Below are 26,204 nucleotides of genomic sequence, written 5' to 3' on the forward strand. Positions count from 1 at the left end.
GCAGGAGGCTCACACGCCATGACCACCGACGTCGCGGCTGTCAGCGTCGACATTCCCACCGAGGACGGTTCCGCCGACTCCTATGTCGCCCGTCCTGCCGACGGCCGCCCCCGGCCGGGGGTGCTGATGTTCCAGGACGCGTACGGGCTGCGTCCGCGTCTGCGGGCGATGGCCGACCGGATCGCCGCCGCCGGGTACACCGTGCTGCTGCCCAATGTGTTCTACCGGCACGGGCGTTCACCGGTCGTCGCGCTCCCCGAGTTCATCGACCCCGCCGCGCGGCCGGAGATCTGGCAGCAGGTCGGTCCGCTGGTCCGGTCCCTGGGACCCGGTCCCGCCATGCGGGACGCCGGTGCCTTTCTGCGCTGGCTGGAGCAGTCGCCGCTGGTCGCGGACGGGCCGGTCGCGGTGACCGGGTACTGCATGGGTGCCCGGCTGTCGCTGCGCACGGCCGGTACCTACCCGGACCGGGTCGCGGCCGCTGCCGGGTTCCACGGCGGGCAGTTGGCGACCGAGGCGCCGGACAGCCCCCATCTGGTCGCCGGGAACATCACCGCCGAGGTGTACTTCGGGCACGCCGACCAGGACCCGTCGCTGCCGCCGGAGCAGATCGAGCGGCTGGAGAGGGCCCTGACCGAGGCGGGCGTGCGGCACCGGTGCGAGGTGTACCCCGGCGCCCGGCACGGGTTCACCCAGGCGGACACCGCCTCGTACCAGCGAGAGGGCGACGAACGTCACTGGGAGGCCCTCCTCGGCCTCCTGGCGCGTACCTTCTGAGCGCCCAGGGTACGGACCGAGACCCGGCAATGCGGTGCCCCGCCGCGGTCCGTACCGCGGCGGGGCACCGTCAGGTGTGCGTGCCGTGCGCTGTGCCGTGCCCGGTCAGCTGGTCGTCAGGGCCGTGTCGTCGACGACGAAGCTGGTCTGGAGCGAGGAGTCCTCCACGCCGCTGAACTTCAGCGTGACGGTGGAACCGGCCAGCGAGGACAGGTCGAAGGACTTCTGGGTGTAGCCGGAGGCGGCGTTGAGGTTGGAGTACGTCGCCAGGGTGGTCGAGCCCGCGGTCACCGTCAGCTTGTCGTACGCCGTGCTGCTGGTGGTCTCCGAGGTGTCGATGTGGAGATAGAAGGTGAGCGCGGCCTTGCAGCCGCTCGGGATGGTCACCGACTGGGAGAGCGTGTCGGTGTGGGTGGAGCCGTAGCCGTCCAGCCATGCCTTGTACGAACCGCCGTGCGCGGCCTGGCTGCTGGAGTTGGTGATCACACCGCTGGACGCCGTCCAGGTGGTGTTGCCCGACTCGAAGCCCGCGTTCCCCAGCAGTTGCGAGGAGGTGCAGGTGCCGCCGCCACCGCTGGAGCTGACGGTCCAGGTGAAGGATGCCGTACCGGTCGCGCCGGTGGAGTCGGTGACCGTGACCGTGGTGCTGTAGGTGCCGGCGGTCGTCGGGGTACCGGTGATGGCGCCGGTGGAGCTGCTGATCGACAGACCGGTGGGCAGGCCCGAGGCGCTGTAGGTCAGGGAGCCGGAGTTGGTGCTGCTCGCCGAGATCTGCAGGCTCACCGCGGTGCCGACGGTGGAGGACTGGCTGCCCGGGTTGGTCACGGTGACGCCGCTGCTCGGCGGGGTGATGTGGCTGCCGACGTTGATGCCGGCGAAGGCGTTGCCCACCCCGGCGTACTGGGCCGAGCTGCTGCCGTAGAGTGCCGCGGCCGCGTTCAGGGCGGCGGTGCGGGCACCGGCGTAGTTGGTGCTCGACGTCATGTACGTCGTCAGCGCCTTGTACCAGATCTGGAGGGCGGCGGCCCGTCCGATACCGGCGACGGCGACGCCGTCGGAGGTGGGGCTGTTGTAGGTGACACCGTTGATGACCTTGGTTCCGCTGCCCTCGGAGAGCAGGTAGAACATGTGGTTCGCCGGGCCCGAGGAGTAGTGCACATCGAGGTTGCCGACGCCGGAGTACCAGCTGTCCGCGGACGAGCCGTCCGTGCTCGGCTTGTCCATGTACCGCAGAGGCGTGCCGTCACCGTTGATGTCGATTTTTTCGCCGATGAGGTAGTCGCCGACGTCGGAGGAGTTGTTGGCGTAGAACTCCACACCGGTGCCGAAGATGTCGGAGGTCGCCTCGTTCAGCCCGCCGGACTCACCGGTGTAGTCGAGGTTCGCGGTGTTGGAGGTGACACCGTGGCTCATCTCGTGGCCGGCCACGTCGAGCGAGGTCAGCGCGTGGGTGCCGCCGGAGCCGTCGCCGTAGGTCATGCAGAAGCAGCTGTCGTCCCAGAAGGCGTTGACGTAGCTGCTGCTGTAGTGGACGCGCGAGTAGGCGGCGGCGCCGTCGTTCTTGATGCCGTTGCGCCCGAAGGTGTTCTTGTAGAAGTCCCAGGTCTCCTGGGCGCCGAAGGCCGCGTCCGCGCCGGCGGTCTGGGTGTTGGACCCGGAACCGGTGCCCCAGACGTCGTCGGAGTCGGTCATCAGGGTGCCGGTGCCCGACGTGCCGTTGTTGAGGCTGTACGTCTTGTGGCCGCCGCGCGTGGTGTCATACAGCTGGTACGTCGACCCGGACAGCGTGGTGTTCAGGGTGACGGTGCCGCTGTACTGGGTGTTGCCCGTGCCGGTCTTGATCCCCTGGTACCGGTACAGCTCCTTGCCGGTGGTGGCGTCGGTGACGACGTGCAGCTGGCTGGGCGTGCCGTCGTCCTGGAAGCCGCCGATCACGGTCTCCCAGGCGAGCTTCGGGGTGCCGGAGCCCGCCCAGATCACCTTGCGCGCGCTGTCCGTGCTCGGTGACTTGGCGTCGAGGGTCTTCGCCGCCTTGAGCGCCTTGGTCTGCGCGGTGGACTTCGCGACCGCGGCCGTCGTGCTCGCCACCTTGATGGTGTGCTTGTTGTTGAACGTGGTGCTCACCGTGCCCGCGGCCAGGGAGGCGGGCGGGGTGTGCACGACGAGGTCGCCGCCGAGGACGGGCAGGCCCGCGTAGGTGCGCTCGTAACGGGTGTGGACCGTACCGTCGTTGTCCTTGACGACGTCCTTGACGACCAGCTTCTCCTTCGACCCGAGCCCGAGGGTGCGGGCGGTCGCGGAGCTCTGCTCCTTGGCGCTCTTGATCAGCGCGGAGTGCTGGGCCGGGGAGAGCTTCGCCTCCTGCGCGCCGGTGCGCAGGGGGGCGGGGTGGGGGGAGGCCGGCGTGGCGGTCGCGGGGACCGCCTGGATGCCGAGGGCGAGGAAGGCAGTGCTGGAGACCAAGGCGGCCGCTGCCGCGGCTCGCTTGCGGGGGATGCGTCTCACTCGTACTCCTACTGCGGCGGCCGCCGGGTCGCGGCCGGAGACAGACCGGACAGACGGGTGTGCTGTCCGGGACGAGCTGAGCTGTGCGGGGCCTGCTGCGGTGACCGGACCGGGGAGATACCGCGTCACGGACGTGGGGGAGAATGACAGAGTTGATCCGAGCATGTCACCCAGGGACAGCGCATTCGAGGGTTATCCCTCTATGCCGGACGGGGCGGGCCGGAACTCGCGGGGGCGTCGTCGCGGGCGGGCGGGAACTCACAGGGGCGTCGTCGCGGGCGCTCGCCCGCCGGCCGGCTCGCTCGCCCGCCGAAGATCGTGACAGTCTTTGAGGCAGGCGGCGACGGTGCCTCGCACCCCGGGCACCGGGTACCCGGCACCGGACGGCGTCACGGAACCGCACAGCAAGGGAAGGTCCGCTCGTGATCAGCATCCCGGCACACACCCTCAACGACGGCACGACTCTGCCCGCTCTCGGCCTCGGCACCTGGCCGATGGACGACGCCGAGGCCGAGCAGGCGGTGCGCGGCGCCGTGGAGCTGGGCTACCGCCTGGTCGACACGGCGGTGAACTACCGCAACGAGACCGGCGTCGGCCTCGGGGTCTCCCGCAGCGGAGTGCCCCGCGAGGAGATCGTCGTGACGACGAAGCTCCCCGGCCGCCACCACGGCTACGAGGAGACCCTCGCCTCCTTCGAGGAGTCCCGTCGGCGGCTCGGACTGGACTATGTCGACCTGTATCTCATCCACTGGCCGCTGCCCCGCGTCGACAAGTACGTCGATTCCTGGAAGGCGATGATCAAGCTGCGCGAGGACGGGCTGGTGCGCTCGATCGGCGTCTCCAACTTCACTGCGCAGCACATCGAGCGGCTGGAGAAGGAGACCGGTGTCCTGCCGTCCGTGAACCAGGTCGAGCTGCATCCGCTGTTCCCGCAGCAGGAGCTGCGCCGCTTCCACGCGGCGAAGGGCGTCGTCGTGGAGAGCTGGAGCCCGCTCGGCCGGGGCAGGGGGCTGCTGAACGACCCCGCCGTGGTGGCGGCCGCCGAGGCGCACGGGGTGACACCGGCGCAGGCGGTGCTGCGCTGGCACACCCAGCTCGGCGCCGTACCGATCCCGAAGTCGTCGGACCCCGGGCGGCAGCGCGCCAACCTCGACATCTTCGGTTTCTCACTGGACGAGGCCCAGCTCACCGCGATCGGTGGCGGGGCGCGTCGGCGGCTGGGCGGGAACCCCGAGGTGCACGAGGAGTTCTGACCCGGCCCGCCTCTCCCTTCCCGGATCTTCCGGTTCCGGCCCCAACTGCCTTTCCCCGCCTCTATGTTCACCGCGGTATCTACATCAGGGATGATCCCGCGGGAGGCGAACTCGTATGCTGCGCAGCGCACTTCGTACTGTTATGGCCGGGGCGGTGGCCGTCGGCAGCGTCCTGGCGTGCTCCGGCGCGTCCTGGGCGACGCCCCCTGGTCCGGGGGTGACCGCCCGGGTGATCACACAGACCACGGCGGGCGGCACCGACTACATCCTGCGGGAGATCACCGTTCCGCCCGGCCAGGCCACCGGCTGGCACTACCACGACGGGCCGCTGTACGCCGTCGTCGAGCAGGGCACTCTGAGCCATTACGACGCCACCTGCGTCCGGGACGGCCTGTACCGCGCGGGCAGCGCGATCAGGGAACCGGCCGGTCCCGGAAACATCCACATAGGCCGCAACCTGGGCGACACCGACGTGGTCCTGGACGTGCTGTACGTCCTGCCGCACGGCGCCCCGTTCTCCGAGGACGCGCCGAACCCGGGCTGCGACTTCGAGTGACGGGAGCCGACGAAAACAGGGAAGGAGCGGCGGCCCGGCGGGCTCAGCCCTTGTGGGCCCGCAGGGCCTCCAGGGCCCGGTCGGCGTGGGTGTTCATACGCAGTTCGCTGCGGACGACCTCGATGATCGTGCGGTCCTCGCCGATGACGAACGTGGCCCGCTTGGTGGGCACCACGGCGAGGCCCCGCTTCACGCCGAACCGTTCGCGCACGGCGCCGTCCGGGTCGGACAGCAGGGGCATGCCGAGCGTGTGCCGGCCGGCGAACTCCTGCTGGCGCTCCACGCTGTCACCGCTGATGCCGACCGGCCGCGCGCCGACGGCCTCGAACTCGGCGGCCAGGTCACGGAAATGGCATGCCTCGGCGGTGCAGCCGGGCGAGAGGGCCGCGGGGTAGAAGAACAGCACGACCGGCCCCTCGGCGAGCAGCTCGGACAGTTTGCGTACGGCGCCGGTCTCGTCGTGGAGTTCGAAGTCCTCGACCACGTCGCCGACTTGCACACGCTCCGCCATACCGGCACCTCCGTGTTCCGCTGCTACGGCTCCGACCGGCCGCCAAAGGATATTACTTGACGGTAAGTGACTGTCGTGCCACGGGTGTCACGGTGGGCGCGGGTCCGGCGGTCCGGTACGCACCCTTCCGAGGCAGGCCGTGCGGGCCGTACGGTGCGGTGCTGTGATGAGCGACTTCTCCGGCAGGACCGGTGCCGCGTTCGTCGCGGGCGGCACCGGCGGTATCGGCGCGGCGGTGGTCAGGGTGCTGGCCGAGCGGGGCTGCGCCGTCGCATTCACCTATCGGTCGAGCGAGCGGGCGGCGGAGGAACTCGCCGGTGAGGTGCGGTCGTCGGGGCGGGAGGTCCTGCCACTGCGACTCGACCTCGGCGACGAGGAGGCGACCGCGCGGGCCGTGTCGGGGGCCGCCGACAGGTTCGGGGGGCTGCACACGCTGGTGTACGCGGCGGGGCCGCATGTGCCGATGGTGCATCTGAGCCAGGTGTCCCCGGCCCGCTACCGCGCCCAACTGGAGGGCGACGCGGTGGCGTTCTTCAATCTGGTCCATCCTGCGCTGCCGCTGCTGCGGACGACGCAGGGCAGTGTGGTCGCCGTGACCACCGTCGCCACCCGCCGCTTTCCCGTCCGCGACGGCCTGTCCTCCGGCACCAAGGGCGCCGTGGAGGCGGTGGCCCGTGCCCTGGCCGCGGAGGAGGGCCGCTACGGCGTGCGGGTGAACTGCGTGGCTCCGGGGATGCTGAGCGACGGCAGCGCGGCCCGGCTGATCGACTCGGGCGAATTGGACGAGGCGGCCCTCGCGGTGGCCCGGCGCAACATCCCGCTGCGCCGCTTCGGCACCGCGGCGGACATCGCGGAGGCGGTGGCGTTCCTCGCCTCGGACCGGGCGGGCTTCATCACCGGCCAGGCACTGGGGGTCGACGGCGGCTACAGCACCTGAACAGGCTGCGGAGACCGGCGCCCGGCAGTGCGGCGGTGCGGCGGTGCCGGGCCACGGGACGGATGCCGCGCCGCGCCGTCGTCGGCGTTGTACATCCGATGTACGTACGGTGTACACGAGAACGGGAAAATGCAGGTCTCATTTTTTCCCATGGCGAGTGGCGTTCACACCGGCCGCCGATTCGGGCGGTACATAATTGCTCCGCACCGACGGAGAAATGCCGCACGCCGGGACCAGGCGGGCCACTCAGCCCATTGCTCTCCGTGTCGCGATCCGATCTGGACAACCTGTCGTCGCGTGGCCGAGTTAACACGGATCGGCCACCCGGCCCTATGTGTTTCGGCGATGTGAGAGGCGAGTGAATCCGAGGGAGCTATCCGGGATCTCCGGACGCGGACGCGCGTCACGCCCGTACGGCTGACGCCGCTCCTGAAGGCAATTGCTCCGTTTTTCGACCGCCCGGACGGCCGTCTGCGATTGACCGGATCACTCCCATGCCTTTGGACGGGTTCAGGGCATCGTTGACCGGCGAGTAATCACGGCACTAGCTTTCTACAGGTTTCAAACAGGCGCTTTAAAGGTCCTTTGTCACTGTTCCCCGACCCCCCACCGTGCAGTTTTACCGTTGATTCGGAGAATCATGACGTCCGCTGTACGTTCCGAGGACATGATCATTGGCGTCACGCCGTTCGGTGAACCCGATGCACGGCTCGCCGCGGCGGTGAGCCGTGCCGGTGGGCTCGGGGTGCTCGATCTGGGAGCCGGGGACCGAAGATCCCGCGAGGCGCTGGCGCGGCTGCGCGCGACCGCGTCCGGCCCCTTCGGGGTGCGGGTCGGCGCACGGTGCGGGATGTCGCCGGCGGACCTCGGCGAGGAGGACGGCGACCGGCTGCGGACGGTGGTGCTCGGGCCCGACGCCCCCTGGCGGGTCGGCGATGTCACGGGCGGTCGCCGGGTGCTGGTGGAGGTCACGGATCTCGGCGCGGCCCGGGAGGCGGTGGCCGCCGGGGCGTACGGGCTGATCGCTCGGGGCGCCGAATCCGGCGGCCGGGTGGGCGAGTTGGGCACTTTCGTGCTGCTCCAGCAGCTGCTGGCGGACGGTGGGCCCGGTGTGCCGGTGTGGGCGTGCGGCGGCATCGGGCCGCGGACCGCGGCCGCCGCGGTGGCGGGCGGGGCGGCCGGGGTCGTCCTGGACGTCCAGCTGGCGCTGCTCGCGGAGTCGGGACTGCCGGAGACGGCGGCCTCGGTGCTGCGCTCCCTCGACGGCTCGGAGACCGCCGTGGTCGCCGGTCACCGGGTGCTGCTGCGGCGCGGCCCGGACGCCCCGCACGTCCCGGCGGACGATCCGGCGGCGGTGGCGGCACTGCTCGGGGTGCGGGATCTGCGCACCCAGCTGCTGCCGGTGGGGCAGGACGGCTTCCTCGCCGCACGGTTCGCGGCGCGCTGGGGCGACGCCGGGCGCACGGTGCGCACCCTGGCCGGGGCGGTGCGGGAGGCACTGGCGGACGATTCTGCCGCCGTCACTCTGCGCCCGGACTCCCCGATGAGCCGCTCGCTCGGCACCCGGCTGCCGGTGGCCCAGGGCCCGATGACCCGGGTGAGCGACCGGGCCGCGTTCGCGGCGGCCGTCGCCGCCGACGGTGCCCTGCCGTTCCTGGCGCTGGCCCTGGCGAGCGGGGAGCGGGCCAGGGAGATGCTGACCGCGACCCGGGCCGCCGTGGACGGCCTGCCCTGGGGGGTCGGGGTGCTCGGCTTCGCTCCCGAGGACGTGCGCGCCGCGCAGCTGGACGCCGTACGGGAGCTGCGGCCCACGCACGCCGTCATCGCGGGCGGACGGCCGGCCCAGGCCGAGGCGTTGGAGCGGGCCGGGATCAGCACCTTCCTGCATGTGCCCTCGCCGGGGCTGCTGCGGCAGTTCCTGGCGGCCGGTTCGCGCCGGTTCGTGTTCGAGGGCTCCGAGTGCGGCGGGCATATCGGGCCGCGCGGCAGCTTCCCGCTGTGGGAGGCCCAACTGGCCGTCCTGGAGGACTTCCTGGCCGACGCCGACGACGAGACGGCGCGCGGGGTGCAGGTGTTCTTCGCGGGCGGCGTCCACGACGAGCGGTCGGCCGCGATGGTCGCCGCGCTCACCGCGCCGCTCGCCACGCGGGGAGTCGCCGTCGGGGTGCTGATGGGCACGGCGTATCTGTTCACCGAGGAGGCGGTGGACCGGGGCGCGATCCAGCCGCTGTTCCAGCGGCGGGTGGTGTCCGCCGAGCGGACCACGCTGCTGGAGACCGCGCCGGGTCATGCGACCCGCTGCGTACCCAGCCCGTTCACCGACGGCTACCGGGAGCACGAGGCGCGGCTGCGCGCCGAGGGCGTGAGCGACCGGCGGGTGTGGGAGGAGCTGGAGCAGCTCAACGTCGGGCGGCTGCGCATCGCCTCGAAGGGCGTCGACCGGGACGCCTCGGGCGAGTTGACGCCGGTGGACGAGCAACGGCAGCTCACCGACGGCATGTTCATGGCCGGGGAGGTGGCCGTGCTGCGTTCGGCGACGACCACGGTCGGCGCGCTGCACCGGTCGGTGACGGACGGCGCGGCGCAGTTCCTGACCGGGCGGGCCGAGGCCCTGCGGGAGCGGCTGGGCGGCAGGGCCGTCGCGGCACCCGAGCCTCCGGCGCCGCTGGACGTCGCGATCGTCGGCATGGCCTGCATGTTCCCGCAGGCCCCCGACCTCGCCACGTACTGGGCGAACATCCTTGCCGGGCACGACGCGGTGACCGAGGTGCCGCCCGAGCGCTGGGACCCGGCGGTCCATGTCGAGGCGGGCGTCACCTCGTCCAAGTGGGGCGGCTTCCTGCCCCCGGTCCCCTTCGACCCGCTGCGCTACGGCATCCCGCCCGCGTCCCTGGGCAGCGTCGAACCCGTTCAGCTGCTGGCCCTGGAGGCGGCCCGGCGGGCGCTGGACGACGCCGGATACGGCAACGGGGGACGGGAGTTCGACCGCTCGCGTACTTCGGTGGTGTTCGGCGCGGAGGCGGGCAGCGACCTCTCCAACGCGGCCACACTGCGCGCCGTGCTCCCCTCGTACTACGGCAGGGTCCCGGACGGGCTGGAGGAGCAGTTGCCCCGGCTCACCGAGGACTCCTTCCCCGGGATGCTCGCCAATGTCGTCTCCGGCCGTATCGCCAACCGGCTGGACCTGGGCGGCACCAACTTCACCGTCGACGCGGCGTGCGCCTCCTCGCTCGCGGCGGTCGACGTGGCGTGCAAGGAACTCGTCGGCGGCACCAGCGACGTGGTGCTGTGCGGCGGCGCCGATCTGCACAACGGCATCAACGACTATGTGCTGTTCTCGTCCGTGCACGCCCTCTCCCCCACCGGCCGCTCCCGCGCCTTCGACGCCTCCGCCGACGGCATCGCCCTGGGCGAGGGTGTCGCCTGCGTCGTCCTCAAGCGGCTCGCGGACGCCGAACGCGACGGCGACCGGGTCTACGGCGTGATCAAGGGCCTCGGCAGCTCCAGCGACGGCCGCTCGCTGGGCCTGACCGCGCCCCGCCCCGAGGGCCAGCGCACCGCGCTGGAGCGGGCCTACCGCAACGCGCGCGTCTCCCCGGCCGACGTCGGTCTGGTCGAGGCGCACGGCACCGGGACCGTCGTCGGGGACCGCACCGAACTGACCATCCTCAGCGAGGTGTTCACGGCGGCCGGGGCCCGCCCAGGCGACTGTGCGCTCGGGTCGGTCAAATCGCAGATCGGCCACACCAAGTGCGCCGCCGGGCTCGCCGGGCTCATCAAGACCGCGCTGGCGCTGCACACCGGCGTCAAGCCGCCCACCCTGCATGTGAAGCGGCCCAATCCGGCCTGGCAGGAGGAGAACAGCCCCTTCGCCTTCCACACCGAGGCCGGCCCCTGGGCCGCACCGGCCGCCGAACGGCTCGCCGGGGTCAGCGCGTTCGGGTTCGGCGGCACCAACTTCCACCTGGTGCTGGCCGCCCATGACGACGCCGTACCGCCGCGGCAGGGCCTGGACCTGTGGCCGGCCGAACTGTTCCTGTTCCGCGGCAAGGACGACGCGGCCGCGGCGCGGGCGGTACGGGAGATCCTCGACGCGGCCGAGGCGGACGGCCGCCCGTGGCGGCTGCGCGACCTGGCGCTGAGCGCCGCCCGGCGTTCCGACGCCTCCCACGAACCGGTGCGGGCCGCGGTGCTGGCCACGGACGTGGACGGGCTGACCGGGCAACTGCGCCGGGTGCTGGCCGGTGAGCACGACCCGGCCGCCGGGATCCACCTCGCGGACGGGGAGCCCGTCGACGGCGGGGGCGGCTCGACGGACCCCGACTCGGACCCGGCCTCGGGTCCCGTCTCGGGTCCCGCCTCAGGTCCCGCCTCGGGTCCCGGCAAGGTCGCCTTTCTCTTTCCGGGCCAGGGCAGCCAGCGGCCCGGGATGCTCGCGGACGTCTTCGTCGCCTTCCCCGACCTCCAGCACTATCTGCGCCTCGGCCGCGCGCACGCCGCCCGGCTGTATCCGCCGGCCGCCTTCGACGACACCGCCCGTGACCGCCACCGGGCCGCGCTCACCGACACCCGCGCCGCCCAGCCCGCCCTCGGCATCACCGGCCTCGCCGCCCACGCCCTGCTCACCGCGGCCGGCGTCCAGCCGGACATGGCGGCCGGGCACAGCTACGGCGAGCTGGTCGCCCTCAGCGCCGCCGGGGCGATCGGCCCCGAGACGCTGCTGGAGCTGAGCACCGAGCGCGCCGAGGCGATCCTCGCGGCAACCGGCGAGGACCCCGGGACCATGGCCGCCGTCGCGGCGGGCGCCGAGGACGTCGAGAGGGCGCTGCGCGCGGCGGACGCGCCCGCCTCCGTGGTCGTGGCCAACCGCAACTCGCCCCGGCAGACCGTGATCTCCGGTCCGACCGAGGACGTCACCACGGCGGTGGGGTTGCTGAAGGCCGCGGGGCACAGTGCCAAGCGCATCCCCGTGGCGTGCGCCTTCCACAGCCCCCTGGTGGCCGGTGCCGGGGAGCGGTTCGCACGGGTGCTGGCCGAACAGCCCGTGCGGGCGCCCGAGTTCGAGGTGTGGTCCAACCGTACGGCGGCCCCGTACGCCGCCGACGCTGACGCGGTGCGCGCCGAACTCGCCGCGCAGATCGGCGCCCCGGTCGGGTTCGTGGCGCAGATCGAGGCGATGTACGAGGCGGGGGCACGGGTCTTCGTCGAGGCGGGGCCCGGCGCGGTCCTCACCGGGCTGGTCGGGCAGATCCTCGGCGACCGTCCGCATCGCGCGGTGGCCTGCGAGCCGCGCGCGACCAGCGGACTGCGGGGCTGGCTCGACGCGCTCGCCCGACTGGCCGTCGCCGGACTGCCGGTGCGCACCGGATGGCTGCTGCGCGGCCGGGACGCCGTCGACGCCGTGCGCACCCCGGTCCCGAAGCGGCCCGGCTGGACGGTGGACGGTCACCTCGTGCGCACCGCCGCCGGAGACCTTCTGCCCGGTGCGCTGGCACCGGCCCGACGAGTCGTGGAGACGACAGTGACGACGAACCCAGCGCCCGGCGTCCCCTCCGACCGGGACGCGCTCATCTCCGAGTTCCTGCGCACCAGCAGGGAGATGGTCGCCGCTCAGCGCGACGTGCTGCTGACCTACTTCGGGGCGGTACCCGGCGAACAGATGGCCGCACCAGCCGCACCGCAGGCGTACGCCCTGTCTGCGCCTGCGGCCCAAGTCGTCTTGCAGGAGCAGGCGTTGCCGCAGGCCCCGGCGGCAGGCGGCGGTGACAGCACCGGCGCGGTCACCGAGGCGGACGTCCTGCGCGTCGTACTGGACATCATCAGCGAACGCACCGGCTACCCCACCGACATGATCGAACCCGACCTCGACCTCGAAGCCGACCTCAGCATCGACTCCATCAAACGCGCCGAGATCGCAGGCGAACTCGCCCAACGCCTCGGCATCGGCGACGGGGCGGACGTCACCTCCCTCGACGACGCCGAGCTGGAAGAGCTGGCCAAGGCCCGCACCGCCGCCTCGGTCACCGCCTGGCTCGCCGCGCGGATCACCCCGGGCGACACGACCGCCGCGCCCACGGCAGCGGCGTCCGGTGCGGTCACCGAGGCCGATGTCCTGCGCGTAGTACTGGACATCATCAGCGAACGCACCGGCTACCCCACCGACATGATCGAACCCGACCTCGACCTCGAAGCCGACCTCAGCATCGACTCCATCAAGCGCGCCGAGATCGCCGGCGAACTCGCCCAACGCCTCGGCATCGGCGGCGCGGAAGACATCACGCTCGGCGACGCTGAGTTGGAGGAACTGGCCAAGGCCCGCACCGCGGCGTCCGTCACCGCCTGGCTGGCCGCGCGCCTCGCCCCGGGCGACCCGGCGGCGGAGCCCGCCCGCAAGGACGCCGAGCCCGCCGCCGAGGTCACCGGTGAGGCTCCGAAGCGGTTCGTGATGCGACCGGTGCCGCTGCCCGACACACAGCAGGACCCCGCTTCCGTACTCGCCGGGAAGCGCTTCGTACTGCTCGGCGAAGGTGAAGATGAAGGTGAAGGTGAAGGTGAAGGCGGCCGTCATGGTGATGGTGAAGAGGAAGGCATCGCAGGGCAGTTGGCGACCGGGCTCGCCCGGCACGGTGCCGAGACCGTCGTCCTCCCCCCGGACCACCGGCTGACCGAGGCGGACGGCGCGGCCGACGGTGTGCTGTATCTCGGTGCGCTCGGTGCCGCCGCGCCACCGGTGCTGCCCGACGCGTTCGGGGTGTTCCGCGCCGCCCTCGCCCGCGCCCCACGCCGGTTGCTGGCCGCACGACCCGCCGGTGACCTCAAGTCGGCCGGTCTGCACGGCCTGTTCCGCACGATCGCCCGCGAGTACCCGGAGACGACGGCGACCGTCGTCGACCTGGCCGACGGCATCGCACCGGCCGAGGCGCTGCTCGCCGAGCTGCTGGCCGCCGAGTCGGCCCCCGTCGTCCGGCGCACCGCCTCCGGCCGTCACGCCCTCGAACTGACCGAGACCCCACTGGGCGCCCTCGGCAGCACCGGCGCGGGCCCAGCGGGCGACGGCGCCGCCGAGGCCGCCGCGCTCGGGCTCGACCGGGACTCCGTGGTGGTGCTGGTGGGCGGGGCGCGAGGGATCACCGCGAAGTTCGCGGCGGCGCTGGCCTCGGCCTCCCGCTGCCGTGTCGAACTGCTCGGCAGGACGCCCGCACCCACCGGCCCCGAGAGCGAGGACACGGCCGCCGCGCGCACCCCGGCCGAGCTGCTGGCGGTGCTCGCGGCCCGCTCCGGTGGCGCCATGAAGGCCGCGGAGGTCAACCGGGCGGCCGAACTACTGCTCGCCCAGCGGGAGATCGCCGAGACCCTGGCCGAACTCGCAGCACTGGGCAGCGAGGTCCGCTACCGCTCGGTCGACTTCCGTGACCAGGACGCCGCGTTGCAGGCGGTGAAGGAGATCCACACCGAGCACGGCAGGCTCGACGGTGTCGTGTACGCGGCCGGGGTGATCGAGGACCGGCTGATCGCCGAGAAGTCCGACGAGTCCTTCCAGCGGGTCTACGGCACCAAGACCAGCGGCGCGGCCACCCTGTTCGCGGCACTCGGGGAACTGCCCGCCGGACCGTCGTTCGCGGTGCTGTTCGGCAGCATCTCCGCCGTGCTCGGCAACCGCGGGCAGGCGGACTACGCGGCCGCCAACGACGCTCTGGAGACCCTCGGCGCCGACTGGGCGGCCCGTACCGGGCACCGCGCGGTCACCGTGCACTGGGGGCCCTGGGCGCCGACCGGCGGGCACACCGGCATGGTGAGCCCGGAGCTGGGGCGCGAGTACGCGCGGCGCGGGATCCGGCTGATCGACCCCGAGGAGGGCACCGCGGCGCTGCTGCGCGAGCTCGCCTGGGGCGACGACTCCGTCCGCGCGGTCGTCTACACCTCCTCGGGCTGGTGACCGTGACCGAACGACGGACTCCCGTCGCCATCGTCGGCATGGCGGTGCTGTTCCCGGGCGCCCCGGACCTCGGCGCGTACTGGCGGAATCTGCGGGACGGCGTGGACGCGATCGGCGAGGTGCCGGCCGGGCGCTGGGACTCGGACTACTACTGTCCCGGCGCCGCCTCCGGACCGGCAGTCCCGGACCAGGTGTACTGCCGCCGGGGCGGGTTCGTGGACGAGCTGGCCGAGGTGGAGGTCACCCGGTTCGGCATCATGCCGAACTCGGTGTCCGGCACCGAGCCCGACCAGCTCATCGCCCTGCATGTCGCCGAGGCGGCGCTCGCCGACGCGGGCGGCACGGACCGGCTGCCCGACCGGCAGCGGGTCGGTGTCGTGCTGGGCCGGGGCGGCTATCTCACCCCCGGGCTGGTCCGGCTGGACCAGCGGGTCCGCACCGCGCACCAGCTCGTGCGCACGCTGGGCGAGCTGCTGCCCGAATTGACGAACAATCAACTCGACTCGGTGCAGCAGGCGTTCACCGAGCGCCTCGGACCCGACAGCCCCGAGGCGGCCATCGGTCTGGTGCCCAATCTGGCCGCCTCCCGGGTCGCCAACCGGCTCGATCTGCGCGGCCCGGCCTACACGGTGGACGCGGCGTGCGCCTCGTCGCTGGTCGCCGTGGACCAGGCTGTGGGCGAACTCGCGGCCGGGCGCTGCGACATGATGCTCGCCGGAGGCGTGCACCACTGCCACGACATCACCCTGTGGAGCGTCTTCTCCCAACTGCGCGCCCTCTCCCCCAGCCAGCGCATCCGCCCCTTCCACCGGGCGGCCGACGGCATCCTCATCGGCGAGGGCACCGGCGTCGTCGTCCTCAAGCGGCTGGCCGACGCCGAGCGCGACGGCGACCGGGTGTACGCGGTGATCCGCGGCACCGGAGTCGCGGGCGACGGGCGTGCGGCGAGCCTGGTCAGCCCCGATCCCGGCGGGCAGGCCAGGGCGGTACGGATGGCCTGGGAGGCGGCCGGTCTCGATCCCGCCGAGCCCGGTTCGCTCGGTCTGCTGGAGGCGCACGGCACGGCGACACCGGCCGGTGACGGGGCCGAACTCGCCACGTTGACCCAGGTGTTCGGCGGCGACAGCGGGCCGCGTGCGGTGATCGGCTCGGTCAAGTCGATGATCGGTCACACCATGCCCGCCGCCGGGGTCGCCGGGCTGGTCAAGGCCGCGCTGGCCGTCCATCACGGCACCCTGCTGCCGACGCTGCATTGCGACGATCCGCATCCCGGCCTGGCCCGCACGCGGTTCCGGCCGCTGGAGAAGGCGGCCGACTGGGAGACCACGCCCGAACGGCCGGTGCGCCGGGCCGCCGTGAACGCCTTCGGGTTCGGCGGGATCAACGCGCATGTGGTGCTGGAGGAGGCACCGGGCCGGGCACCGGTCCGCACCAAGAGGCCCTCTGGCCCTGCCTCCGTAGCGGAACCCGAACCCGTCCTGCTCCTCGCCGCCGAGACACCCGAACGACTGGCCGCCGTGCTCGACGCAGACGACAGCACCGTACTCGCCGCCGGTCTCGACCCGTCCCGCCCGTATCCCGGCGCAGGCCCGGCGCGGCTCGGTATCGTCGGGCCTACGGCGAAACGGCTCGCGCTCGCCCGGCGCGCGGTCGCCAAGGGCCGCGGCTGGCAGGGCCGTAATGACGTCTGGTTCCGGCCGGGGCCGCTGCTCGGATCCGACGGCGGGAAGCTGGCGTTCGTCTTCCCCGGTCTGGAGGGCGAGTTCGCCCCGCAGGTCGACGACATCGCGGCACACTTCGGGCTGCCCGGCCCGGCCGGGCAGCCCCAACAGCCCCAACAGCCCCGAGAGCCCCGAGAGCCTGCCGAGAACGACCGGTCCCGGATCGAAGACGTCGGCCGTCACGGTTTCGAGGTCGTCGCGGTCGGCCGTCTCCTCGACCGGGCGCTGCGCCGGATGGGTGTCGTCCCGGACGCGGTCGCCGGGCACAGCGTCGGCGAGTGGACGGCGATGACGGTGGCCGGGCTGTACGCCGGGGACGAGGTCGACGCCTTCATGGCGGCCTTCGACCCGGACTCGGTGTCCGTGCCGGGTCTGGTCTTCGGGGCGATCGGCGCGCCGGCGGAACGGGTGCTGGCCGCTCTGGGCGAGACGGAGTGGCGGGAGAGCGGCATCGTGCTCTCGCACGACAACGCGCCCGGCCAGTCGATGGTGTGCGGTCCTGAGACGGCCGTCGAGTCCTTTGTACGGGCGTTCCGCGCCCGGGGTGTGCTCAGTCAGGTGCTGCCGTTCCGCTCCGGCTTCCACACCCCGATGCTCGGGCCCTACCTGGCCCCCATCGAGGCGGCGGCGCAGCGGTTCCGGCTGCACCCGCCCGGCGTTCCGGTGTGGTCTGGGACGACGGCGGCGCCCTTCCCCGAAGGGGAGGCCGAGGTACGGGAGTTGTTCGTACGGCATCTGCTGGAGCCGGTCCGCTTCCGGCAGTTGACGGAGGCGATGTACGCGGTCGGGCACCGGGCGTACGTGCAGGTCGGCCCGGGGCAGCTCGGGTCGCTGATCGGGGACACCCTCGGGGAGCGCGACCATCTCGTCGTACCGGCCAACTCACCCCATCGCGGCGGGCTGGCGCAGCTGCGCCGGGTGGCGACCGCACTGTGGACGGCGGGCGCGAAGGTGGCGGCGGAGCCGGTCAGCACCCCCACCGCGGCCCGTCCGTCGGCCGCCTCACCCGCCCGGCGCGCACCGGTGCGGCTCGATCTCGGCGGGGCGCTGGTCTCCCTGGCCCCGGAGGCGCTGACCGGCCTGCGGGCCGAGCTGAGCGCCCGCCCCACCGTCGTACGAGCGCCCCTCACCACAGGCCGCTCGCCCCTCGACGCGCTCACGACCCGTTTCCCGGCCGCCGCCGAGCTGGACGCGCTGCTGCGCGACACCGCGGACACGGCGGCGGCGCTGCTGACGGCGTCCACCCGGGCCCCCGCGCCACTCCGCACCGCGCGGGCGGCAGCACCGGTCGCCCCGCAGTCACCGCAGTCCCCGCCGGTCGCGCCCCGCCCGAGCGGCCCGAGCGGCCCCTGGCGGAAGGTGGTCCGTGTCTCCCCCGACACCATGCCCTATCTCCTCGACCACTGCTTCTTCCCCCAGCGGCCCGGCTGGCCCGATGTCGCCGACCGGTGGCCGGTGGTGCCCGCGACGACGATCGTGCACCACCTGATGGAGGCGGCCCGCGAGGCGGCGCCCGGCAGGGTGCCGGTGGCCGTGCACGGGGCCCGGTTCGAGGAGTGGCTGACGGCGACCCCGTCGGTGGACGTCACGGTCACCGCCGTGCCGGACGGCCCGGACCGACTCGCCGTGTCGTTCGGTCCCCGGGCGCGCGGCACGGTGGAACTCGCGACCGCCTACCCCGCCGTACGCCCCGTCCGACGGCCGCCCGGCCCGGAGGACGAACGCAGGCCCGAGCACACCGCTGCCCAACTGTACGGCGAGCGCTGGATGTTCCACGGCCCGCGCTTCCAGGGCGTCACCGAGCTCACTGCGATCGGCGACCGGCATGTGCGCGGCGTGATCACCACCCCGCCCGCACCGGGCGCGCTGCTCGACAACGTCGGCCAGATCCTGGGCTACTGGATCATGGCGACCAGGACCGAGCGGACCGTGGTGTTCCCCGTGCAGATGCGCGAGATGCGCTTCTACGGGCCGCACCCGGCGCCCGGCACGGACGTCGAGTGCCTGGTGCGGATCACCACGCTCACCGACACCGTCCTGGAGGCCGATGTACAGCTCGTGGTGGCGGGCGAGGTGTGGGCGGAACTGGCCGGCTGGCAGGACCGCCGCTTCGACAACGACCCGACCACCCGGCCGGTGGAGCGCTTCCCCGAGCGCAACACCCTCTCGGCACCCCGGCCGGGTGGCTGGACGCTGCTGCACGAGCGGTGGCCGGATCTCGCCTCCCGTGAGCTGATCATGCGCAACTCGCTGAGCGGAGCTGAGCGTTCGCAGTACGCGGAGCATCCGCCGCGCGGGCGCCGGCAGTGGCTGCTGGGCCGGATCGCGGTGAAGGACGCGGTGCGGCGGTGGCTCTGGGAGCACGGCGAGGGGCCGGTGTTCCCGGCGGAGATCCGGGTGCACAACGACGAGGCGGGCCGCCCGTACGTCACCGGCCTGCACGGGCGGACCCTGCCCCCGCTGACGGTGTCCCTGGCGCATCGCGCAGAGGCGGGTGTGGCGATCGTACGGCCCGCAACTGCCGCCGCCCGTCCGGGGATCGACATCGAGGAGGTCGTCGTACGTACCCCCGAGACCCGGGCCGCCGCGCTCGGCGCCGGTGAATTGCGGCTGCTGGCGGACCTGTGCGCGCCCGCCGGGGCCGACGGCGCGGACCTGTGGTTCGCCCGGTTCTGGGCCGCCAAGGAGGCGGTCGCCAAGGCGGAGGGCACCGGATTCGACGGCAGGCCACGGGACTTCACGGTGACCGAGGCCGACGCGGACGGCTCCCGGCTTGTGGTGTCGGGGCGCCTGGCCGCCGCGTACACCGTGCACTGCGAACGGACCAGCAACCCGCCCGCGCTGCCGGCCAGACAGTACGTCGTGGCCTGGACCACGGGGCCCGACCACGAGGAGGACACCCCCCGATGAATCCGACCCCCCTCACTCCCCGGCCGCCCGCCGACGAGGAGTCCGTCCTCACGGACCTCACGGGCATGCTGCTGAAGATCCTCGACGAGTACGGTGCCGACGACGTCGAGATCGGTATGGAGACCACCTTCAACCGGGACCTGGAGCTGGAGAGCATCGACCTGGTCACCCTGTCCGGGCTGCTGGAGGAGCGCTACGGCGGCCAGGTCAACTTCGCGGAGTTCCTGGCCGGGATGGAGTTCGACGAGATCATCGAGCTGACCGTCGGACGGCTCGTCGAGTACGTCGTGGTCAGTCTGAAGGCGGCGGAGGCGAACTGACCCATGGCGACCGTCGACACCGGTGAACTCCGGCTGCACGTCCAGAGAATGGGGCCGCGCGACGGCCGTACCCCGCTCGCCACGGTGGTGCTGGTGCACGGGCTGCTCACCGACAGCCTGGCCAGTTACTACTTCACCGTGGCACCGGCGTTCGCGGCCACCGGCCTGGACGTCGTCATGTACGACCTGCGCGGCCACGGCCGCAGCGAGCGCCCGCCGAGCGGATACACGCTGGACCACAACATCGACGACCTGGAGGCGATGCTCGACCGGCTCAACATCCATGGGCCGGTGCATCTCGTCGGCAACTCCTACGGCGGGACGATCGCGTTCGGGTTCGCGGCCCGCCATCCGGGGCGCACGGCGAGCCTCACGCTGATCGAGTCGGAGCCCGCCACAGGGCAGTGGGCGGCGAAGCTGCGCGGCATCCTGGACCGGGTGGTGCGGGAGCTGGCGCACAACGAACACGACGCCATCGCCTGGATCACCGCCCACCGCGGCCACAACACCGCCCGGCTCGCCAAGGGCGCCGCCCGGCTCGCCCGAGAGACCACGCTGGGCCGGGACATCCCGTCCAGCCGGGTACTGACGGAGGATCAGATCCGCGCGGTGCGCTGCCCGGTGCTGGGGATCTACGGCGGTGACTCGGATCTGGTGGAGCTGAAGCCCCTCAAGGAGACGCTGCTGCCGGACTTCCGGTCGGTGGTGGTACCGGGGCACGAGCATTCGGTGCTGGTGGAGGCGTCGGGGACGGTCGGCGGGCACATCCTGTCGCTGATCCACTCGTCCCACTCCTCGGGCGGGGCCGCGCTGGCCGGGGCCGAGGCCCGGTGAGCGGGTTCCTGTTCGTCGTACCGCCGCTGGTGGGGCACATCAACCCGGCCGTCGGAGTGGCCGCCCGGCTCACGGCGGGCGGACACCGGGTGGCGTGGGTGTGCCCCGACCCCGCGCTGCTGCGACGACTGGCGGGCGAGGAGGCGACGGTGTTCCCGTGCGCCGGACCGACTCCGGCGGCGGACGGCGCCGACCGGCCCGCCGAGCTGCGCGGCCCGGAGGCGCTGAAGTTCCTGTGGGAGTGGTACTTGGTGCCGCTCGCCGAGGCGATGGCCCCCGGAGTGGCCGCGGTCGTCGAGGAGTTCCGGCCCTCGGTGGTCGTGGCGGACCAGCAGGCGTTCGCCGGGGCGCTGGTCGCGGAACGGCTGGGGCTGCCCTGGGCGACCTCCGCGACCACCTCCGCCGAGTTCGGCGACGCCTACGACGGGATCCCCAAGGTCGCCGAATGGCTGCACAGCCGGCTCGCGGCGTTGCGCACCCGGATCGGTGATCCGGCGGCCTCCGGTGACCCGCGGTTCTCGCCGTATCTGACGCTCGCCTTCAGCACCCCCGAACTGGTCGGTCCCTCGGGCCGGTCGGGCGAGAGCATCCGGTGGGTCGGCCCGTCGATCGGCGACCGGCCTGCGGGCGCCGGTTTTCCCTGGGAGTGGCTGGACACGGGGCGGAAGAAGGTGCTGGTCAGCCTCGGTACGGCGAACATCGGTGTCGGCGGGCGTTTCCTCGCCGAGTGCGCGCGGGCGCTGCGCGAGCGGGCCGACCGGGTGCAGTCGGTGATCGTCGACCCGGGCGGCAGTCTGACGGCCGGCGGCCAAACCCCGGATGGGGACAAGGACCTGCTGATCGTGGCGTCCGTGCCCCAACTCCCGCTGCTGGAGCGGATGGACGCGGTGGTCTGCCACGCCGGGCACAACACGGTGTGCGAGGCGCTGTGGCACGGCGTCCCGCTGGTCGTGGCCCCCATCCGCGACGACCAGCCGGCGATCGCCTCCCAGGTCACCGGCTCCGGAGCCGGGATCCGGGTGCGGTTCGGCCGGGTCACCGCAGCCGTGCTGGGCGCCGCCCTCGACTCGGTGCTGCACGAGCCCGCCTACGGCGCCGCCGCCGACCGCGTCCGTACGGCGTTCCGCGCCGCCGGGGGCGCCGATGCCGCGGCGGCCGAACTCGAAGAACTCGCCAGGGGCACGGCCCCCGAGGAGGCCAGATGAGCGACGAGGCACAGCCCGAGAAGAAGGACGCGAAAGCCGAACACGCCGCTCTGGTAGCCGGGTTGCGGCCCGTCTACCAGGCCGACCTGGCCGACGGCACGGAGCGCTTCTTCGCACCCCGCCGCACCGCCTGCCCCTGGTGCCACTCGGACCGGCTGACCACCCGGCTGCGCACCACCGACCTCCTCCAGCACAAGCCGGGCCGCTTTGTGCTCGACCGCTGCCAGGACTGCGGGCACACCTTCCAGAACCCACAACTCAACGTGTCGGGGCTGGAGTTCTACTACCGCGACTTCTACGACGGCCTCGGGGAGAAGAAGCTCGGCGACACCTTCGGCGGCCGCGGCAAGATGTACCGGCAGCGCGCCGAGTCCCTGCTGGCGCACGATCCCACCCCGAAGAACTGGCTCGACGTCGGCACCGGCCACGGCCACTTCTGCGAGGCCGCACGCGACGTCCTGCCCGGCACGGCCTTCGACGGCCTCGACTTCACCGACGGCGCCGAGATCGCCGAGCGGGAAGGGCGGGTCGAGCACGGCTACCGGGGCAGCTTCCCGGACCTGGCGCCCCAACTCGACGGCCACTACGACGTGGTGAGCATGTTCCACTATCTGGAGCACTCCACCGAGCCCGACCGTGAACTGCGCGCCGCGTGGCAGGCGGTACGGCCCGGCGGGCATCTGCTGATCGAGGTCCCCGACCCGGAGAGCCGTTACGCCCGACTGCTGGGCCGCTGGTGGCTGCCCTGGCTCCAGCCGCAGCACCTGCACTTCGTGCCAGTCGCCAATCTGCGGACACGCCTCACCGACCTGGGCTTCACGGTGGTCGCCGAGCAGCACGCCGGGCCGCACGACCCGGTCGATCTGCTCGCCGCCGTATGGCTGGCCCTGGACCACACCGCCCCGCGCGACGACGTGCCGTGGCTGCCCGAGCCGCCCGGCGCGGTCCGGCGGGCGCTGCGCACGGCGACGCTGCTGACGGGGGTCCCGGCCCTGATCACGGCCACCCTGCTCGACCGGTTCGCCGTCCGGCCCGTGTCGCACCGGCTCGGCGTGTCCAACGCCTACCGGATCGCGGCCCGCAGGGAGTGACGGGCGGGGCCGCCGGGGCGCCGGTTGCCGCCCCCGCGGTCGCTCACCCCGCCGCCACCGGCTGTGGCAGCGGCACGCCCAGCCGCTCCGCATGCCCGGTCAGGTCACGCCAGACCTTCGGCGCGACCGGGATCCCCCGGGCCGACCGCCGCTCGGCGACGGCGGCACTGCGCTCGCCGGGAAGGTGGACCCCGTCCGCGCCGTCCGCGACGGGCAGCGACTTCAGTGTGCCCAGGGTGGCGTCCACCGCTGCGGTGAAGCCGTCGGCGCCGCCGAACGCCTGCGGGTCGAAGGCGATGAGCAGGGCGTTCTGCCGGTGCCTGAGGCCCGCCGGGTCGTCGGAGTGGAAGGCGTTGAGGATGGGCGCCCCGACCAGCGTGCTGGTGAGGATGCCGAGCAGGCGGGCTTCGGCGACGCGTGAGACGTAGCAGCCGATGGCGCCGGTACGGTCCGCCGTACACCCACGGCGGCGGTCCCGGTGTCCCGGGCGCGGCGCACGGCCTCGTCGGCGGCGGCGCTCAGGGCGACCGGGCCCGGGGCACGGTCGGCGTCGAGCACGGCGGCGGCCGGGGCCGCGGACCGGGACTGCGCGGGGACGCCGGATGCTCCGGAGCGCAAGCTGTTGCTGCGCGGAAGTGCCCTGTACGCAGGGCACTTCCCGTCCGAGGGTCAGCCGTCCGTGCGGTCGTCGAGGACTGCGTCCACGATGTGCTCGGCGATCGCCATGGAGGCGGTCGCGGCCGGGGACGGCGCATTGCGCACGGCGGTGATCCGGCCGACGCGGTGGATGCGGAAGTCGTCGACGAGGGTGCCGTCACGGTCCAGCGCCTGGGCGCGGACCCCCGCCCCGCCGCGCACCACGTCCCGTGCGCCGATGCCGGGCACGTACAGGGCCGCGTCCCTCATGAAGGCCGCCACCGAGAACGAGCCGCGGTACTCGCGCACGCCGGTGCGCCAGTGCCGGGCCGCCATCCGCCAGGCGCCGGGGTAGGCAGCGAGGCCGAGCAGGTCCCGCGGCGCGACACGGGAGCGCCGGTAACCCTCGCGGGCCAGGGCCAGCACCGCGTTGGGACCGACCTCGACGGAGCCGTCGACGCGGGGCGTGAAGTGGACGCCGAGGAAGGGGTAACGCGGGTCGGGCACCGGATAGATGAGGCCGCGTACAAGGTCCGTGTGCTCGGGGCGGAGCAGCATGTACTCGCCCCGGAACGGGACGATCCGCGGTTCCGGCCGGTCCTGGGCGAGCTTCGCGACGGTGTCGGAGTGCAGGCCCGCACACAGGATCAGCCGGTCGACACGGACGCGTTCCTCGCCCGACACCACTTCGACGCCGTCAGGCACCCCGGCGACCCCGGTCACGGGGAAGTCCAGGCGCACCTCGCCGCCCGAGTCGGTGATGTCCCTGGCGAACTCCCGGGCGATCACCGGGTAGTCGGTGATGGCGGTGCGCGGCGAGTGCAGGGCGGCGAGGCCGCCGACATGCGGTTCGAGTTCCTTGATGGCTGCCGAGGAGATCTTCTTCAGGTCCGGCACATGGTTGGTGCGGGCGCGCTCGTACAGGGCGTTCATCCGGCCGAGTTCGTCCTCGCGCACCGCGACGACCATCTTGCCGAGCTCGCGGTACGGCAGCCCGCGGTCCTGGCAGTACTCACGCAGCAGGGCGACACCGCGCACGCACAGGTCGGCCTTGAGGCTGCCCGGGGTGTAGTAGATGCCCGCGTGCACGACGCCCGAGTTGTGGCCGGTCTGGTGCCGGGCCACCGCCCGCTCCTTCTCGAACACCACGATCCTGGTGCCGGGACGGCGCAGAGCGATCTCACGGCCGACAGCCAGCCCCACGATCCCCGCGCCGACGATGCCGATGGTCTCGTCAGCCATCCGAGTACTCCTTTCCGCACGGTCCGTTCAGGACCCGAAATGGACGGCGACCGTCTTCACCCGGGTGGAGAAGCGCAGCGCTTCGTCGCCCTGCTCCTTCTAGCCGGTGCCGGAGTCGCGAAACCCGCCGAAGGGCACATGGACGTCCCAGCCGCAGGTCGTGGCGTTGACTCCGTGACCGAGCGCACGGTGACGTTGGCCGAGGTGCTGTGAGCGCCCGCCGGGCCGGTGCTCACCGACCCGGCCGTCAGAACTCGTTGCCCCGGCAGTAGCGTGCGGCGGTCTCCACCAGGACCAGCTCAAGGTGCTGGTCCTCGGCGCCCAGCAGCGGCCGGGACGCCACGTCGGCGAAGCCGCGGGACGGGCAGACAGCCATGTCCTCGATGTCACGGAGACCGGGCGGACGGTGGAGTCAGTGGTGGGTCGTGCCCGGTCGGTGGTCTGGGCCGCCCGTTCAATGGGCGGTGGTCAGGAGATCCTGCGGGGTGGCGGTAGGGATGGGGCGGCGGGCGGAGCGCAGGGCGGCCAGGCCGATGAAGAGCATCGAGGAGACACCGGCCAGCGCGAAGGCGGCGAAGCCCCGGTCGCCGTTGCCCGAGGCGAGCAACTGCCCGCCGAGCCAGGGCCCGAGGACGGCGCCGAAGCGGCCCGTGCCGGAGGTCCAGCCGACGGAGGTGGCGCGATTGTCCGGGGTGGAGCGCAGGGCGACGGTCGCGTAGATCATCGTCTGGGCGCTGTTGAGGAAGACGCCGGTGAGGAAGACGACGAGGGTGGTCACGCCCATCGGCAGGTGGACGCCGAGCAGGAAGACACCCGCGGCGGTGAGCGCGAACCAGAGGGCGGAGATCCGCGGGGCGCCGAACCGGTCGGCGGCGCGCCCGGCGACCAGCATGCCCACGATGCCGCCGAGGTTGAACACGACGACGAAGGTGAGGGCGTTGGCGAGCTGGTAGCCCTCGGTGCGCATCAGGGTGGGCAGCCAGGTGGCGACGCCGTAGACGAGGAGCAGTCCGCCGAAGGACGCCAGCCAGTACAGCAGGGTCTGCACCCACTCGCCGCGGCGGAACAGGTCCAGCAGGGCGTCCCAGCGGTCGGCGGCCGTCTTCTTCCCTGCGGCGGCGGGGAGTTCGACCTCGTAGCGCTCGGCGAGGGCGCGTGCCTGCTCGGTACGACCCTTGGCGACCAGGAAGCTCAGCGACTCGGGCGTGACCTTGGCGAGCACGGGCGCGAACAGCAGCGGGGCCACGCAGACCCAGAAGGCGGCGCGCCAGCCGACGGGTTCTACGAGCCACTTGGCGACGTAGGCGGAGAGGATGCCGCCCGCGTGGTGGGCGGTCATCAGGGCGCCGATGGTGAGGGCGCCGCGGCCGCCCCTGGCGTAGTCGGAGACCATGCTGATCGCGGTGGGCAGCAGTCCGCCGAGGCCGACTCCGGCCAGGGTACGGCCGAGGCCGAAGACGGTGACGCTGCCGGCGACCGCGCACACGCCGGACGCCAGCGAGAACAGCGTCACACAGGCCACCATCAGCTTCTTGCGGCCGATCCGGTCCGCGACGGTTCCCGCGGTCAGGGCGCCGACCAGCATGCCGAAGGTGGCATAACTGCCCAGGTCACCGGCCTGGTCCGGGGTGATCCCGAGGGCTTTGGTCGCCAGCATGTGCGGCAGGACCGAGCCGTAGACGAACATGTCGAGGCCGTCGAAGAGCACCGCCAGCCAGCACAGGCCGACGACCAGCGCGGCCAGTCTGCCTCCGCGGGCGGGCAGGGAGG

At 72.9% G+C, this 26,204-nt stretch carries 16 protein-coding genes; 10 read left to right on the forward strand and 6 right to left on the reverse strand.

Annotation, left to right across the window (positions count from 1 at the left end; translation table 11 throughout):
* The first annotated feature begins 18 nt into the window (after positions 1-18).
* The gene (locus ACSYGN_RS38615; RefSeq protein ID WP_460405056.1) at positions 19-777 is read left to right on the forward strand and encodes a dienelactone hydrolase family protein; all 759 of its coding nucleotides are present in this window, start codon (positions 19-21) and stop codon (positions 775-777) included.
* A 105-nt stretch (positions 778-882) separates the two neighbouring features.
* Here ACSYGN_RS38615 and ACSYGN_RS38620 read toward each other — a convergent pair whose 3' ends face one another.
* Positions 883-3,282, reverse strand: a complete 2,400-nt coding sequence (locus tag ACSYGN_RS38620) for a M4 family metallopeptidase (protein WP_460405058.1) — start codon at positions 3,280-3,282, stop codon at positions 883-885.
* A 422-nt stretch (positions 3,283-3,704) separates the two neighbouring features.
* On the opposite strand from ACSYGN_RS38620, the gene ACSYGN_RS38625 reads away from it, so the two are divergent.
* Together ACSYGN_RS38625 and ACSYGN_RS38630 are read left to right on the forward strand one after the other, a co-directional pair.
* Entirely contained in the window at positions 3,705-4,535 is an 831-nt protein-coding gene (locus ACSYGN_RS38625; protein ID WP_460405060.1) for an aldo/keto reductase, read from the forward strand.
* Between the two features lie 118 nt (positions 4,536-4,653).
* Positions 4,654-5,091, forward strand: coding sequence for a cupin domain-containing protein (locus tag ACSYGN_RS38630; protein ID WP_460405780.1), 438 nt, complete (start codon positions 4,654-4,656; stop codon positions 5,089-5,091).
* Positions 5,092-5,134: 43 nt separating this feature from the next.
* On the opposite strand, the gene ACSYGN_RS38635 is transcribed toward ACSYGN_RS38630, so the two are convergent.
* Positions 5,135-5,602: a peroxiredoxin gene (locus ACSYGN_RS38635; RefSeq protein WP_460405062.1), complete on the reverse strand. Its 468-nt coding sequence runs from the start codon at positions 5,600-5,602 to the stop codon at positions 5,135-5,137.
* Between the two features lie 166 nt (positions 5,603-5,768).
* Here ACSYGN_RS38635 and ACSYGN_RS38640 point away from each other — a divergent pair, with 166 nt between their 5' ends.
* The 7 genes from ACSYGN_RS38640 (at position 5,769) to ACSYGN_RS38670 (ending at position 22,556) form a co-directional block, all read left to right on the forward strand.
* Positions 5,769-6,539, forward strand: a complete 771-nt coding sequence (locus ACSYGN_RS38640; protein ID WP_460405064.1) for an SDR family NAD(P)-dependent oxidoreductase — start codon at positions 5,769-5,771, stop codon at positions 6,537-6,539.
* 667 nt (positions 6,540-7,206) lie between these two features.
* Complete coding sequence (locus ACSYGN_RS38645) at positions 7,207-14,475, forward strand: SDR family NAD(P)-dependent oxidoreductase (protein WP_460405066.1); 7,269 nt, start codon at positions 7,207-7,209, stop codon at positions 14,473-14,475.
* A 38-nt stretch (positions 14,476-14,513) separates the two neighbouring features.
* Positions 14,514-19,106 carry a beta-ketoacyl synthase N-terminal-like domain-containing protein gene (locus ACSYGN_RS38650; RefSeq protein ID WP_460405782.1) on the forward strand — a complete coding sequence of 1,531 codons (4,593 nt, stop codon included), beginning with the start codon at positions 14,514-14,516 and terminating at the stop codon, positions 19,104-19,106.
* The gene (locus ACSYGN_RS38655; RefSeq protein WP_460405068.1) at positions 19,103-19,426 is read left to right on the forward strand and encodes an acyl carrier protein; all 324 of its coding nucleotides are present in this window, start codon (positions 19,103-19,105) and stop codon (positions 19,424-19,426) included. Before ACSYGN_RS38650 ends, ACSYGN_RS38655 begins: the two co-directional genes overlap by 4 nt.
* A gap of 3 nt (positions 19,427-19,429) precedes the next feature.
* Positions 19,430-20,260: an alpha/beta fold hydrolase gene (locus ACSYGN_RS38660; protein ID WP_460405070.1), complete on the forward strand. Its 831-nt coding sequence runs from the start codon at positions 19,430-19,432 to the stop codon at positions 20,258-20,260.
* On the forward strand, positions 20,257-21,465 hold the full coding sequence (locus ACSYGN_RS38665; protein WP_460405072.1) for a glycosyltransferase: 1,209 nt from the start codon (positions 20,257-20,259) through the stop codon (positions 21,463-21,465). The genes ACSYGN_RS38660 and ACSYGN_RS38665 overlap by 4 nt, the downstream gene beginning before the upstream one ends.
* Positions 21,462-22,556, forward strand: coding sequence for a class I SAM-dependent methyltransferase (locus ACSYGN_RS38670; RefSeq protein WP_460405074.1), 1,095 nt, complete (start codon positions 21,462-21,464; stop codon positions 22,554-22,556). Before ACSYGN_RS38665 ends, ACSYGN_RS38670 begins: the two co-directional genes overlap by 4 nt.
* Before the next feature lie 43 nt (positions 22,557-22,599).
* On the opposite strand, the gene ACSYGN_RS38675 is transcribed toward ACSYGN_RS38670, so the two are convergent.
* From ACSYGN_RS38675 to ACSYGN_RS38690, 4 genes are all read right to left on the reverse strand, one after another.
* Positions 22,600-23,211 carry an Ldh family oxidoreductase gene (locus ACSYGN_RS38675; protein WP_460405076.1) on the reverse strand — a complete coding sequence of 204 codons (612 nt, stop codon included), beginning with the start codon at positions 23,209-23,211 and terminating at the stop codon, positions 22,600-22,602.
* Positions 23,212-23,225: 14 nt separating this feature from the next.
* Complete coding sequence (lhgO, locus tag ACSYGN_RS38680) at positions 23,226-24,434, reverse strand: L-2-hydroxyglutarate oxidase (RefSeq protein ID WP_460405078.1); 1,209 nt, start codon at positions 24,432-24,434, stop codon at positions 23,226-23,228.
* A 247-nt stretch (positions 24,435-24,681) separates the two neighbouring features.
* Complete coding sequence (locus ACSYGN_RS38685; RefSeq protein WP_460405080.1) at positions 24,682-24,810, reverse strand: hypothetical protein; 129 nt, start codon at positions 24,808-24,810, stop codon at positions 24,682-24,684.
* Between the two features lie 78 nt (positions 24,811-24,888).
* Positions 24,889-26,142, reverse strand: coding sequence for an MFS transporter (locus ACSYGN_RS38690; protein ID WP_460405082.1), 1,254 nt, complete (start codon positions 26,140-26,142; stop codon positions 24,889-24,891).
* Between the last annotated feature and the right edge of the window lie 62 nt (positions 26,143-26,204).

Source organism: Streptomyces sp. YIM S03343 (genome assembly GCF_054729195.1).